Annotated in this window: 11 protein-coding genes; 5 read left to right on the top strand and 6 right to left on the bottom strand. The window is 65.1% G+C overall.

The window, feature by feature from the left end; translation table 11 throughout:
* Positions 1-11: 11 nt before the first annotated feature.
* The 3 genes from IP65_RS07630 to IP65_RS07640 form a co-directional block, all read right to left on the bottom strand.
* Entirely contained in the window at positions 12-668 is a 657-nt protein-coding gene (locus tag IP65_RS07630; RefSeq protein WP_169048573.1) for a phosphatase PAP2 family protein, read from the bottom strand.
* A 308-nt stretch (positions 669-976) separates the two neighbouring features.
* Positions 977-2,350: a HAMP domain-containing sensor histidine kinase gene (locus tag IP65_RS07635; protein WP_231627605.1), complete on the bottom strand. Its 1,374-nt coding sequence runs from the start codon at positions 2,348-2,350 to the stop codon at positions 977-979.
* A complete protein-coding gene (locus IP65_RS07640; protein WP_054131306.1) occupies positions 2,347-3,030 on the bottom strand; it encodes a response regulator transcription factor in 684 nt (227 codons plus the stop codon). Before IP65_RS07640 ends, IP65_RS07635 begins: the two co-directional genes overlap by 4 nt.
* A 139-nt stretch (positions 3,031-3,169) precedes the next feature.
* On the opposite strand from IP65_RS07640, the gene IP65_RS07645 reads away from it, so the two are divergent.
* Positions 3,170-3,967 (top strand): SDR family NAD(P)-dependent oxidoreductase, encoded by a 798-nt coding sequence (locus IP65_RS07645; RefSeq protein ID WP_043610543.1) that lies wholly within the window; start codon positions 3,170-3,172, stop codon positions 3,965-3,967.
* A 3-nt stretch (positions 3,968-3,970) separates the two neighbouring features.
* Positions 3,971-4,873: a glycosidase gene (locus IP65_RS07650; RefSeq protein ID WP_022677801.1), complete on the top strand. Its 903-nt coding sequence runs from the start codon at positions 3,971-3,973 to the stop codon at positions 4,871-4,873.
* Between the two features lie 6 nt (positions 4,874-4,879).
* Here IP65_RS07650 and IP65_RS07655 read toward each other — a convergent pair whose 3' ends face one another.
* The 3 genes from IP65_RS07655 to IP65_RS07665 all read right to left on the bottom strand — a co-directional run bounded on the left by IP65_RS07655 (position 4,880) and on the right by IP65_RS07665 (position 9,936).
* On the bottom strand, positions 4,880-6,454 hold the full coding sequence (locus tag IP65_RS07655) for a sulfotransferase (protein WP_054131537.1): 1,575 nt from the start codon (positions 6,452-6,454) through the stop codon (positions 4,880-4,882).
* Between the two features lie 62 nt (positions 6,455-6,516).
* Entirely contained in the window at positions 6,517-7,401 is an 885-nt protein-coding gene (locus IP65_RS07660; RefSeq protein ID WP_022677800.1) for a sterol desaturase family protein, read from the bottom strand.
* A gap of 129 nt (positions 7,402-7,530) precedes the next feature.
* The gene (locus IP65_RS07665; protein WP_051146453.1) at positions 7,531-9,936 is read right to left on the bottom strand and encodes a TonB-dependent receptor; all 2,406 of its coding nucleotides are present in this window, start codon (positions 9,934-9,936) and stop codon (positions 7,531-7,533) included.
* Positions 9,937-10,736: 800 nt separating this feature from the next.
* Between IP65_RS07665 and IP65_RS07670 the strand changes: the two genes are divergently transcribed.
* Genes IP65_RS07670 through IP65_RS07680 form a run of 3 tightly spaced genes read left to right on the top strand, consistent with a single transcriptional unit; the run spans position 10,737 to position 13,481 of the window.
* On the top strand, positions 10,737-11,819 hold the full coding sequence (locus IP65_RS07670) for a putative urea ABC transporter substrate-binding protein (RefSeq protein ID WP_022677798.1): 1,083 nt from the start codon (positions 10,737-10,739) through the stop codon (positions 11,817-11,819).
* 58 nt (positions 11,820-11,877) lie between these two features.
* Positions 11,878-12,693 carry an ABC transporter permease gene (locus tag IP65_RS07675; RefSeq protein WP_022677797.1) on the top strand — a complete coding sequence of 272 codons (816 nt, stop codon included), beginning with the start codon at positions 11,878-11,880 and terminating at the stop codon, positions 12,691-12,693.
* On the top strand, positions 12,690-13,481 hold the full coding sequence (locus IP65_RS07680) for an ABC transporter ATP-binding protein (RefSeq protein WP_022677796.1): 792 nt from the start codon (positions 12,690-12,692) through the stop codon (positions 13,479-13,481). The genes IP65_RS07675 and IP65_RS07680 overlap by 4 nt, the downstream gene beginning before the upstream one ends.
* Positions 13,482-13,491 lie beyond the last annotated feature (10 nt).

Below are 13,491 nucleotides of genomic sequence, written 5' to 3' on the forward strand. Positions count from 1 at the left end.
GGAAAAGGCGGTCAGTGCGCCGGCCATTCGGCGCGGGCAGCCGCAACCATCGGGGCAAGGCGGGGATCGGAAAGCAGGGCCTGCGCGGCGGCGGTCGCCATGCCGTGGGCGGCCTCCACGTCGGTGGCAAAGTGCACGCCGCAGATCTCGCGGCTCAGCGTATAATCCTGCGCCTTGGCCATCAGCGCGGCAGCGCGGTCGGGTGCGAGCTGCGCCAGCGTCCAGGCGACCGACCAGGCAAAGGCGGAATGCCCGCTGGGATAGGCCTTGAGCGCCTGCTCGCCCTTGCCGCAATGCGGCAGGGCGGGATCGACCATGAACGGTCGGGCGCGGCGGAAGTGATGCTTGGCAGCAGCGACCACGCGCTCCACTTCGTCCTGCACCAGATTGGCCAGCGCCAGGGTATGGGGCAATGTGGCAATGTCCTTGCCCAGCGCCTTGTCAAAGATCGCCGGCTCCTTGTGCTCGCCATCCCAATCGGCCTGGGTGATCCGCGCGGGCGAAGACGCCGCGATCAGCGCGCGCAGGCGATCGAGATCGAGCTTTTCCTCCAGCGAGCCGGGCGCGGGCGGCGGGGCAAAGGCATGGTCGGGCGCAAACGTCGTTGCCGAAAGCCAGCGCGGCGCCGGATCGGCATGATCGGCCGCGTGGGCCGCAGGCACAACCATGCAGGCAGCCGCCAGCGCGGCCGCAGACCGGAAGAATCGCATCGTGTGAAACCCCATGGGCGCCGGGCCATTCCCGTTGCGCCTGCCGACCCGCTAGGCACCGTCCATGACATTTGTGCGACAAGTTCCGCACCTGGCATGATTTGCCCGCAACATTGCAAATTGAGAATGTTTTGGGGGTGGGTGTCAGGGTTCCCACCACCCCCAACCCCCTCCTCTAAAGAGGATGGGGCTTTAGCGCTGTTCTCCCCATCCTCTTCAGATGAGGGGGTCGGGGGGTGGTGGAAACCTAACGCAAACGCGGCCAATCACGCCGGAAACATCATCCGCACTTCCAGCCCCGGGGCATTGTCGGCCAGGGCCAGCGTGCCGCCATGAAAGCGCACGATGGCTTGGGCGATGGACAGGCCTAGCCCGCTGCCGCGCCGGCCGGCGGTTTCTGGGCCGCGTTCGAACGGGCGCACCACGCGGCTGCGATCCGCAGGGGCTAGGCCGGGGCCATCGTCGGCCAGGATTACCATCGCGCCCTCGTCGCGCTGCTCCACCCGCAGCGTGGCCGTGGTGCCGGGCGGGGTGTGCGTCGCCACGTTTTCAAGCAGGTTGACCAGCAACTGGTTGACCAGCCCGGCATCGGCCCGCACCACCGATGAGTCCACCCGGCCCAGGCGCAGCGCGCCGCCGTGGTCGGCCAGCACCGGCTCCATCGTCTCGGCCACATCGGCCACCAAGGCACCCAGGTCGAGCGGGGCGACGGCAGTGGGATGGCGACCCGATTCCAGCTCGGCCAGGCGCAGCAGCGCATCGAAAATGGCGATGACCGAGGCGCACTCGCGCTCTGCCCGCTCGACCAGCGCATCGGTATCGGCGGTGGCATTGGCCGCAGCCAGCAGGCCGCGCAGCCGGGTCAGCGGGGTGCGCAGGTCATGCGCCAGGGCGCTGGAAAACTGTCGCTGCGCGTTGACCAGTTCTTCCATGCGATCGAGCATGCGGTTAAGACTGGCCGCCTGCTGGGCAAACATGCCATCAAGCCGATCGGTGGCGATGCGGCACGACAAGTCACCGCGCGCGATGGCATCGGCTGCGGCCTGGGTTTCCGCCAGGCGCAGCGCCGTCTGCCGCGCAAACAGCATGGTTGCGGCCAGCCCCGCCAATAGGGCGCTGGCAAAGATCGCCACGATCACGCCAGGCAGGATCGCCTGTAGGCTTTCGGCCGCCTCGCTGTGCTGCACCACCACGAACAGCGCACCATCGGGCAGGCGTGTGGCCAGCGCCCGCCCCTTGTGCACCACATGCGCGCGGCTGACATAGCGCACCGGTGAAAAGCCCGGCGGCGGCGGCGGAATGCGCAGCCGCCCGGCCAGCAGGCGGCCATCTGCGGCAAACAGGATATAGGTGCGCTCGCTCAGCGCCTTCTGCTGCTGCCACGCCTCGATCCGCGCGGCGACGATCGCGGCGTTCACCGACTGGCCGTTCTCCGGCGCCAGATACTTGCTGCTATGGTATTCCAGCGCGTCATCGATCCGCCGGGCAATGCGTTGCTGCGCCACGGCAAAGACCACCAGCCCCATCGCCAGCATGGCCAGCGCAAACAGCGCGCCGAACTGGATCGCCAGGCGGCCCATGCCCAGCGGGAACGCCGCCTCGCGCCCGCCGCGCGCGGAAGCGATGCTGCCGGCGATCACGCGCACAGCCCGCTGCGCAGCACATAGCCATGCCCGCGCTGGGTTTCGATCGGATCGATGCCCAGGTCGAGCAGGCGGGTACGCAGCCGGCTCATGTTGCTTTCGACGATGTTGGTAGTGGGCGCAAAGGCATAGCCCCAGACATGTTCGAGCAGCATGTCGCGCGTCACCACCTTGTCGGCATGGCGCATCATGTGGGCCAGCAGCGAATAGAGCTTGCGGTTGAGCAGCGCCTGTTGCCCGGCAAAGGCCGCGCTATGGCGCGAGGGATCGAGCACCAGCCGCCCGACTGCGAGGCGCGCCGCCTCGGCCGGGCCGAGCCGCCGCCGCGTGATCGCGTTGAGGCGCGCGAGCAGTTCTTCCATGGCAAAGGGCTTGGCCAGGTAATCGTCCCCGCCCGCTTCAAGCCCCTCGATCCGGTCGGCCAGCGAGCCCAGCGCGCTCAGCACCAGCACCGGCGGCCGCGCATCGCCCGCCGCGCGCATCGCGCTCAACACCTCCAGCCCGCCCAGATCGGGCAGCATGCGATCGAGCACCACGGCGTCATAGCGGCCGCGTGACAAGCGCTCGAGCGCAGCCCGCCCGGTGGCGGCGTGATCGGCCGATCGCCCGGCGGCGCGCAAGCCGTCGAGCACGTGCGCGGCGATCACCGGATCGTCTTCCACCACCAGGCAATGCATCGCCACCCCCCCATGGAAAAGGCGGCGATTAGGCGGCAAATGTTGCCGTGGTATGACGGCCATCGCACGATTGCGCGCGCTGTCGGCGGGGCAGCGCGATCGCCCGGCACCGAACATGTTTTGCAGCGTTATCTGGCGCATGACCTCCCCCACCCCGTCTTTTCGCCCCGCCTCCGTCGCCATCGTGACCGGAGGGGAATCCGGTATTGGCCGGGCCACCGCGCTCAAGCTGGGCAAGACCGGCGTGCCGGTGGTGCTGACCTATTTCAAGGATGCCGATGCCGCCGATGCGGTGGTGGGCGCCATTGCCGAGGGCGGCGGGCAGGCGGCCGCGATCGCTGCCGACGTTGGGCAGGAAGACGCGGTGGAACGCCTGTTCGATCTGGCCGAGCGCCGCTTTGGCCCGGTCAACCTGCTGGTCAATTCCGCCGGCCTCAACATGACCGGGGTGATGATCGAGGATATGGCGCTGGCCCAGTTCGATCGCTTGATCCGCGCCGATCTCTATGGCCCGTTCCTGACCTGCCGGCGCCTGGTGCGCGGCCTGGCATCGGCAGCCACGCTACATGGCGGCCGCATCGTCAACATCTCGTCGATCCATGAAAACGCGCCGCGTCCCGGCGGGGTGGATTATGACGCGGCCAAAGGCGGGTTGGCGCAACTGACCAGAACTCTCGCGCTCGAACTCGCGCCCAAGGCCATCGCGGTCAACGGCGTGGCGCCGGGCATGATACTCACGCCGATGAACCAGTCCGCGTTGGATCACCCGGATGAATTGCGGCGCAAGCAGGCGGCCATTCCCTGGGGCCGCGCCGGCACGCCAGAGGAAGTGGCCGATCTTGTGCTGTTCCTGCTCTCGCCGCAGGCCGATTACATCACCGGCACCACCGTCACCATCGACGGCGCGCTGTCGCTCACCGTTGCGCAAGGAGCCTGAGCCATGGTTGCCTATGTGGTGGAAGAACTTCAGGAGGTGACGCTCGATATCGCCGGGCCGGAAGGCCGCCTCGCGCATGACGACCTGATGAGCCCATTCGTCTGGACCGAGGGCGACAGTTACCTTCTTCTGGTAAGAGTGCTACCCAACCCCTTGCTTGCAAACGATCCAACGGGTGTGATCTGGGCGGGCGATTCATCCGATGGCCGTTGTTTCACCATGCGCCATGCCCCGGCCATCACGCCCGGCCCGCATCCCGATGATGCCGGCGGCTGCGAAGATCCCACCGTCGTCCATGGCGAAGACGGCCACTATACCATCTTCTACACCGGCGTGGACGCCAAGCGCGCGCAAGGATCACTGCTGGTGGCGCAAGGGCCCTCGTTGACCGACCTGCGCGAGCATCGCGTGCTGCTCAAGGCGCCCGAGGGCGAAGGCAATATCAAGGAAGCCACCGTGGCGCGGGCGCCCGACGGCACGTTTCGCTTGTTTTACGAATATGCCAGGGACAACGCCTCGCGCATCGGCCTGGCTGCCGGGCCATCGCTGGAAGGGCCGTGGACAGTGATCGACGATCCATTCACCGTGCGGGAAGATAGCTGGGACAATTGGCACCTTTCGACCGGGCCGATCGTTCAGCGCGATGGCCAGGATCCGGTGATGTTCTACAACGGCGCCACCGCCGATGCGCGCTGGCGGATTGGCTGGATCAGCTTCTCGCCCGATTTTTCGCGCGTTACCGGGCGCGGCATCGAGCCGATCCTGTTGCCGCCACCCGCACGCAGCCGAGACGCCACCGACATTGCCTTTGCGGCATCGTGCCTTGTCATGCCCGATGCGATCTGGCTCTATTATTCATTGGAAGACAAGATTTTGCGCCGCGCCCGCATCGCCTGCTACGGCTGATCGCGGTCAGTCTATGGCGATGCCCTGCGCGGCAAAGAACGCCGCCACCTCGCCCAGCGCATCCTCGTGCCGTTTCCACCGCGCCAGGGCATCGCGATAGATCGGGCGGCGCACTTGCGCGGCGCTGGGCGTGGAAACCGGGGCCTGGTTGCGGTGAAAATCAAGGCAGGCCGCTTCCCAGGGCAAGCCGGCATGATCGAGCATGCGGCGCGTCACGCCTTCCTGGTCTGCCACCAGATCCTCGTAGGATACCTCCAGGATGCGGCCCGGCATGGCCTCTTGCCAGAAGCGCATCAGCCGGTGGAAGCGCACGTAATAGCGGGCGATGTCCATCAGGTCATAGCTGTAGTCGTAATAGCGCGAGGTGATCGCAAACAGGTTGCGGAAGTTGCTCAGCACCGTGTCCATCGGATGGCGGCGCAGGCATATGATGCGCGCGTTGGGCAACGCGCGGGCCACTATTCCGGCATAATGAAAATTTCCGGGAAATTTGTCGACAAAGCGCCGCGTCGTGTCGCGTCGGTGATGGCGCGCGCGGACAAGATAATCATGGCCGATGGCGCCCAGATCGGCCCCGCGCAGCGCGGCGATGGTTTCGGGATCGAGCACGGTGCGCGTGCGCGTGCCGGCGGCGTGCTTCACCGCCAGCGGCATGGCCTGCAGTTCGCCGGCGCTTTCCACCGCAGGATGCGAAGACAGGATGCGGTCGACCAGCGTGGTGCCGGTGCGCGGCATGCCGATGACAAAGATCGGCGCCTCTGTCGGCGCATCAGCCACCGGGGTGCGGGACAATGCCGGCCAGGCCGCCTCGATCGCGTCGAAATTGGCGGCATCGCTGGCAAAACGATAGGGCAGCCGGGCACGATGCTCCGCATTGGCAGCAGCCAGCGCGGTGAACGCGGCGTCGTGCTCGCCAAGATCGTCAAGCTCCTTGGCCAGGGCATAGCCCAGCAGCAGGCGATCGCGCGGATCGTGCGCCGCGTCCAGTTGCGCGCGCAGGCGTGGCACATGGTGGCTGTCTGCCGTGTGCCGCTTGAGGCTGGCGAGCAGATGGTGCGCGCGGCCATGGCCCGGCGCGCGCGCGATCAGCGCTTCGAGCGCGGCCTCCGCCTCGCTCACCTGCCCGACGAAATTGAGCGCCGCAGCGCGGTTGTAGCGGTATTCGAGAATGTCTGGCGCCTGTGCCACGGCATGGGCAAAATGGGGCAGCGAGGCGGCATGGTCGCCCAGGCGGGCATAGACGCAGCCAATGGTATCGCGGCTCAGCGCATCATCGGGCAGTGCGTGTTCGGCCTCGGCCAGGGCCTGCGCGGCGGCGCTGTCCTGCCGGGTCATGATCAACAGGCGGGCAAGCTGCGCGCGGTATTCGCCCTGGGGATCGCGCGCCACGGCCTGGCGCAGCAGGGCGGTCGCGGCGCTGATCCGTCCCTGCCCGGCTTCGGCCAGGCCCAGCAGGAACAGCGCCTCCGCCCGCTGCGGGGCCGCATCGCCAACCATCTGCGCCGCGCGCACGACGGCCGGCCAATCACCCCGCACTAAGGCGGCACGCGCGGCGGCAATCTGCGGATCGGTCTTGGTCATCCCGCCCTGTGCCATGCGCGCGGCGGGGCTGGCAAGCGGCGCCACCCGATCGGCCAATGCGTTCAGCGCTGCACCGCTTCCTCATTGCCCGCGCGGCGCGCCTTGACCGCATCGATCACCGGCACGAACGGGAACATGAACTGTTCGCGGATGGTCAGGCGGCGTCGCTCGTCCTGGCCGACCAGGATGCCTTCGCCCTCGCGATAGGTGCCCAGCACGCGATCGATCAGGATCATCGAGTTGGCATAGTTGCAGCGGGTTTCTTCATAGCCGACCGAATGGTGCAGGCTGTGATGGCGGATCGTGGTGAAGAAGAACGAATAGAACCACGGCGGGTCAGACTTGACGTTGGCATGGGCAAAGCCGGCCACCACGTTGCCCACGCTCGCCGCACACAGGATCGCCACCGGGCTGAAATCGAGCAGCGCGATCACGCCCAGACTGATCAGGAAAAGCTCCAGCGGATTGCCGACATAGCCTTTCAGCGCGTTCAACTGGGTAATGTGGTGATGCGGCGCATGGGTCAGCCACAGCGGCGTCCAGTTGTGCATCGCGCGATGCATCCAGTATTGGCCGAATTCAAAAAGGAAGAAGATCAGCCCGACCTGTGCCAGGAACGGCAGGTGTTCCAACCAGGGCGTGGCCAGCCCGGCGCTGGCCTTGGCCGCCTTCATCGGCGCATCGGCAAAGAAATCGGTGGCACGGGAAATCACAGTGGAACTGAGCACGACATAGAAGGTGTCGGTAAAGAACTCGCGCCAGTTCATCCGCCAATCGGCGTGGCGTTCGAACAGCCATTCCAGCAGCAGCAGCCAGGCCGAAATGGCCGTGGCCATGATAGTGAGCGTCCAGGGATAATCGATCACGCTCTTGGGCGCATAGGCCCAGAACAGGATCACTGCCAAAAGCGTGGCGGGCGGAATCAGCCCGATCAGCCGCTGTTTCATGTCTGTCCCATCCATGGCGAAGCTCTGTTGCGAAATTCTGGGAAATAGCGGGACCCCGGACTTGATCCGGGGTCCCGCTTCCTGTCGTCACGATCCATTCACGCAGCAACAGGAAGCGGGCTTTTCACGTCACTTGTAGTGGAAGGTCATTTCCAGCCCCACGCGGCGCGGCGTCAGGACACCATAGGCATAGAACCGTTCCACCACGCCGCTGCGGGCGCGGTTATAGGAACTGGTGTCGTTCTCCACCGCCGTCACGGCATACTTGTCAAAGATGTTGTCGGCGTAGACGCCCACATCGAACATCGGGCTGTGATAGGTGACCGAGGCGCGGTGCGTGGTATAGGCCGGGATCACTTCGCCATTGCCGCGCAGGCCGACGCGGGAATAGATGTCGCCGGTATAGGTCATCGCCCAGGTCGCTTCGATATCGCGGCCCTCGGTCAGCGGGTAGGTATAGGTGGCGCCCACGCTGCCCGAATGCTTGGTCGAACCCGGCAGACGATCGCCGGCAAAGGCATCATAGTTGACCCCACTGCTCACCACGATGCCCGGGGCATCGGCGGTAAGGTGCGCGTCGTTGTAGGAATAGGTGCCATCGATCGTCAGTTGCGGCGTGATCTTGAGGTGGCCCGAGAAATCGATGCCCTTCGACACGGCGGTGCTGCCGTTGACAGTGATGCCCACTGCGCCGTTGACCGTCTGGCTCGGCACCTGCACGCCCGCCCAGGTGACGATAAAGCCGCTCAGCGTAAACTGGAACTTGCGGTCGAACAGCGAGCCACGCAGGCCCAGTTCACGGTTGCGCGTCTTGTCCGGGCCATAGGCCAGCTCGTTGGGCAGCGCGCAGACGTTCTGCACCTTGGGATCAAGCGGCAGGACGCATGGCGCCACGCGGTTCACGTTGCCGGTGCGATAACCCGTGCTGTAGGTGAAATAGGCCATGAGATCGGGGCTGAACTTGTACGACGTGTTGGCCTTCCAGACAAAGCCGTCCTTGCCCGTGCTGCCCGACTTGATGCGCTGCGGGGCAAACACCACCAGCGGATAGGGCGTGTACTTGCTGAACAGCGGCGTATCCGTGCCGCCCTCGGCAAAGGCGTCATACTTGAAGTAGCGCAAGCCGCCGGTAACCTGCCAGTCCTTGGTGATGTGGAACGTGCCTTCGCCATAGGCCGCCTTTTCCTTGGTGCGGGTGTTGACGAACGACATGTATTCCAGGTTGTCAGGCCGATAGATGCCGGCCCAGTCGGGATAACCGGGCACATATTCGCGATACTGCGAACCATAGCGCATATTGTTGTAGAACCCGCCAAGCACCCAGCTGAACGGGCCGCCATGGGTCGAAACCAGGCGCACTTCCTCGTTGAACTGGTGATACTTCGAGGTTGCCTGATTGTAGGAGGAAAACTCTGGAAAGGCTTCATAGCCATAGTCCAGGTCCAGCAGCAGGTCGGTGTTGTCGCGCTGGGTATAGATCTTCTGGTTGGTAAAGGCGGTGGTCGCCACCAGCTGGGCCACGTCGAACACGTTGACGTTGAACTCGGCCGAATAGAGGTCCGACGTGCGGTTGGTCGGTTCCAGATAGCGCCACGGCGCTTCATACTTGCCAGTGCCCAGCACGCCAGCGCCGTTGGCCTGGCGGCCCTGCGTCTTGGTGATCTGGTGGGCGTAGGTCAGATAGACCTTGAAGTCCGGGCTGGCTTCCAGCAGCAGCTGGTTGCGCGTGGTGAAGGTGTGTTCATAGTTCACATCCTTCTTGGAATAGAAGTTCGCCGCCTGCTGGGCCGGTGTGCCAAACGAGCCATCGGCCGCCGTCGTGCCGCGCACCGGCTGCGGGTTGGACACCCCAGGTTGGCGCAGCAGGTAGTTGTAATCCATGAAGCCGGGGTTGTCGTAATACCCCACCGTGCTGCGCAGCGCGATGTGGTCTTTCACGATCGGAATGTTGATCGTGCCATCGGCATTCACGCCGGCTTCGCTGCTGTGGCTTTCGCCGAACCAGCGGCCGTGCAGATCGACGCTGTAGTGGTCGGTATCGGGCCGGTTGGGCATGTAGCGCACCGCGCCGGCCAGCGTGCCTAGGCCATAGAGCGTGCCTTGCGGGCCCTGCAGCACTTCAACGTGGTCGATATCGAGCAGCTTGAAGTCCAGATAAAGCGGTACTTCGCCCAGGTAGACACCCACTGCGCTGTTGGCGCTGGCGCCTTCCACGCTGGAATCGCCCGAATTGATGCCGCGCAGCACGATCTTGCCGGTGGAGCCTGGCCCGGTATCGGCCACGGTCATGCCCGGTGTGAACGCGGCGAGCGACTTGACGTCGTCGATACGCTGGCGGGCAAGTTCCTGCGGGCTGACCGCGCTGATGTTGATCGGCGCATCCTGCAAGGTGGTGGCGCGCCGCGTGGCCGTCACCACGATGTAGTTGGCGTCGCCGCCAGACGTGGCCGCGGCATCGGCCGCCGGCTCGCCTTGCGGTTGCGGGGCTGCCTGCGCATAGGCCGAATTCGGCGCCAAGGCCGGGATGAGCAGCATCGTGGCGCCCAGCAGGTTCGTTCGGAAAGATCGCTTGGTCACTTCAGCCCCTCGCTTTGTTCTCAAAAAGCCTGTGCTGTGACATCCCCTCCCAGGGATCAGCCCGCTTGCCGGGCAAGTGCCGACCGCTAACCGGCCTGGCACCAAGATTTGCGTGGCAAGCGAACCCATCCGGCTCGCTTGCGCCTGCCTTGCCAAAAGTGGTCGGGATCAAAACGCGGCGCCAGGCCCTGGCAGGGTGGGAGCGCTTGCTGTCGCTCCGGCAGTCAACAACCGGCCTGAAATCCGCACTATTACCCATCGCCCGCACCGCAACGCGGCGTGGCTCTGGTGACCCGCTCTTGGTATATTTATTGTGTCGCCCTGAACTATCGACACCTGCCACGGTACCGATATTACATAATCGGTCAAGCGTAATAATTTTCGTGGCATTCAGTATGATTCACTCACAGGAAATACGAGGAAACCTGCCATTTTTCCTCGCACTTGCGGCATGGCGGGGTGCCGCCCCCACACACGCGCGGCCCACAGCGATGCCGTTGCTGACGCAAATTGCCGCTTGATTCGCGACTCAACCTGGCGTCAAAGTGTGATCGCTGCACAGCATGCAGTTCACGCGATATCGCGATGAACGCTGGACAGGCAGCGTATGCGTTGCTTCCAGCATGGCGATGCCAGAACGCGTGGCTGCATTTCTCACCCATAGCGCGCGTTATTACAAAAATGACGATGGGTAATATTTTTGCCATGGACAAGGGTGGGCTTTGCAACCATGGTGCAGTGCGAAAGGGGCGCGAATCATGATGAAGATGATCGGCACGGCGGGTAAGATCGCACTTCTGGCCAGCACACTGATGATGGCGTCATGCTCCTCGGCACCCGATGCCGGAGCCGAGAAGAAAACCGAATTCAATATCGGCTGGTCGATCTATGCTGGCTGGATGCCATGGCCCTATGCGCAGCAGGCAGGTATCGTCAAGAAATGGGCCGATAAGTACGGCATCAAGATCAATATTGTTCAGGTGAACGACTATGTCGAATCCGTGAATCAATATAACGCCGGCAAGTTTGACGGTGTTACCGTCACCAACATGGATGCGCTGACCATCCCTGCCGCCGGGGGCAAGGATACCAGCGCGATCATCGTCGGTGACTATTCCAACGGCAACGATGGCGTCCTGCTCAAAGGTGCCAATTCGGTTTCCGCCCTCAAGGGCAAGCAGATCTACCTGGTCGAGCTCTCGGTGTCGCACTACCTGCTCGCCCGTGCCCTGGGATCGGCCGGCCTGTCGCTCAGCGATATAAAGACAGTCAATACGTCAGACGCTGATATCGTGGGCGCCTTTTCCAGCCCCGATGCCCAGGCCGCAGTGGCCTGGAACCCGCAGCTGTCGGTCATGCGCGGGCAGCCTAGCGCCAACGAGGTGTTTTCCTCGGCACAGATTCCGGGCGAAATCCTCGATCTGATGGCGGTGGATACCGCCACGCTCAAGGCCAATCCCGCGCTGGGCAAGGCACTGGCCGGCATCTGGTATGAAACCATGGCGCTGATGAAACGCCAGGACGCCCAGGGCAAGGAAGCGCGCGCCGCCATGGCCAAGTTGGCCGGGACCACGCCCGATGTGTTCGACAAGCAGCTGACCACCACGTTCCTCTATGACCAGCCCGCCGCGGCAGTGGCTGCGGCAGACAGCCCGGCGCTGGTCACCACGATGACGCGGGTGCGCGATTTCAGCTTTTCCAAGGGCCTGTTCAAGGGCGCCAGCTCGGCCGACGCGGTCGGCATGGCCTTTCCCGGCGGCAAGACGCTGGGCGATCCGGCCCATGTCACGCTGCGTTTCGATGACAGCTTCATGAAGCTGGCCGCCGCCGGCAAGCTCTGATCCGGCAACCTCGGCGCGCTGCCGGGGCCTGCCGTCCGTTCTCCAAGGGGTTCACGCCATGCGCTGGGTCAACCGCAAGATGCGCCGCAATGACAGGATGATCGCCGGCGCGGTCCCGATCCTGGCCCTGCTGGTGCTCTATCTCGTCATGGCGGCGCAGCGCCACGCGCTCAATCCCAGTGACAAGATCCTGCCGCTGCCCGATGCCATGGCGCGCGGCCTGTCGGCCCTGCTGTTCCAGGCCGATCCGCTTTCGGGCCACTTCCTGTTCTGGACCGACACGTTCGCCAGCCTTGAGCGGCTGGGCCTCGGCCTGGGCATTGCCACGCTGGGTGCGCTGGTCGCCGGGCTGGTGCTGGGCGTGTTGCCGCCGGTGCGCGCCACGCTGGGGCCACTGGTCACCGCGATTGCGGTGATCCCGCCGATCGCGCTGCTGCCGGTCTTGTTCATCGCGCTGGGCCTGGGGGAAACGGCCAAGGTGGCGCTGATCGTGGTGGGCATTGCCCCGCCGATGATCCGCGACATCACCGATCATATCGCCAGCCTGCCGCGCGAGCAGATCATCAAGGCGCAGACCCTGGGGGCCAGCAGCTGGCAGATCATGATCCGCGTCGCCCTGCCCCAGGCCATGCCGCGCCTGATCCAGGCGGTGCGCCTGGCGCTCGGGCCGGCCTGGGTGTTCCTCATCTCGGCCGAGGCGATCGCCGCTGACACCGGGCTGGGCTATCGCATCTTCCTGGTGCGGCGCTACCTCGCGATGGACGTGATCATCCCCTACGTGGCGTGGATCGCGCTTCTGGCGATTACCCTGGACTTTGCCCTGTCCCTGGCCAGCCGCCGCCTGTTTCCCTGGGCTCATGGAGCAAGCCATTGACCGCGCTCCTTTCCCTTCGCGATATCTGGGTTGAATTCGGGGACAAGATCGTCCTGGAAAAGATCAATCTCGATGTGGCGGCCGGCAGTTTCGTCTCGATCGTCGGGCCATCGGGCGCGGGCAAGAGCAGCCTGCTGCGCCTGGTCTTGGGGCAAGAGGCGCCAAGCCGGGGCACGATCAGCCTGGATGGCGCGGTGCTGCCCCCCGAATGCGGCCCCGATCGCGGCGTGGTGTTCCAACGCTATTCGGTCTTTCCCCATCTCACCGCGCTGCAGAACACGATGTTCGGCCTGGAATGCGCGCAGGCGCCCTTGCTGGCCCGACTGTTTGGTAGCGCCCGCCGCGCCGCGCGGGACGAGGCTGTCGCCATGCTCGAAGCCGTGGGCCTGGGCGATGCACTGCAGCTCTATCCGGCGCAGATGTCGGGCGGGATGCAGCAGCGCCTGGCGATTGCCCAGGCCTTGCTCAAGCGGCCGCGCATCCTCTTGCTGGACGAGCCGTTCGGCGCGCTCGATCCGGGTATCCGGGCCGACATGCACGTGCTGATCCGCCGCCTGTGGCGCGAACACGCGCTGACGGTGATCATGGTGACGCACGACATCCGCGAGGCGTTCTCGCTCGGCACGCGTGTGCTGGCGCTCGACAAGCGCCGCCACGATCCCCACGCCCCGCACCGCTATGGCGCCACCGTGGTCTATGACCTGCCGCTGCGCCCGCGCGAAGACGAAGCGCCGGCCGAAACCGCCGAGCCGGAAGACAAGACGCCACCGCAAAAGGTGGCCGTATGACAAGAGAGGA

Origin of the sequence: Novosphingobium sp. AAP1 (assembly GCF_001295765.1) — a bacterium.
In the GTDB taxonomy this organism is placed as follows: domain Bacteria; phylum Pseudomonadota; class Alphaproteobacteria; order Sphingomonadales; family Sphingomonadaceae; genus Novosphingobium; species Novosphingobium capsulatum.

Excerpts from the sequence above, each read along its gene's own strand:
- IP65_RS07630 (WP_169048573.1), bottom strand. The coding sequence starts at position 668 with ATGGTTGTGCCTGCGGCCCACGCGGCCGATCATGCCGATCCGGCGCCG.
- IP65_RS07640 (WP_054131306.1), bottom strand. The coding sequence starts at position 3,030 with ATGCATTGCCTGGTGGTGGAAGACGATCCGGTGATCGCCGCGCACGTG.
- IP65_RS07645 (WP_043610543.1), top strand. The coding sequence starts at position 3,170 with ATGACCTCCCCCACCCCGTCTTTTCGCCCCGCCTCCGTCGCCATCGTG.
- IP65_RS07650 (WP_022677801.1), top strand. The coding sequence starts at position 3,971 with ATGGTTGCCTATGTGGTGGAAGAACTTCAGGAGGTGACGCTCGATATC.
- IP65_RS07655 (WP_054131537.1), bottom strand. The coding sequence starts at position 6,454 with ATGACCAAGACCGATCCGCAGATTGCCGCCGCGCGTGCCGCCTTAGTG.
- IP65_RS07660 (WP_022677800.1), bottom strand. The coding sequence starts at position 7,401 with ATGAAACAGCGGCTGATCGGGCTGATTCCGCCCGCCACGCTTTTGGCA.
- IP65_RS07665 (WP_051146453.1), bottom strand. The coding sequence starts at position 9,936 with ATGCTGCTCATCCCGGCCTTGGCGCCGAATTCGGCCTATGCGCAGGCA.
- IP65_RS07670 (WP_022677798.1), top strand. The coding sequence starts at position 10,737 with ATGATGAAGATGATCGGCACGGCGGGTAAGATCGCACTTCTGGCCAGC.
- IP65_RS07675 (WP_022677797.1), top strand. The coding sequence starts at position 11,878 with ATGCGCTGGGTCAACCGCAAGATGCGCCGCAATGACAGGATGATCGCC.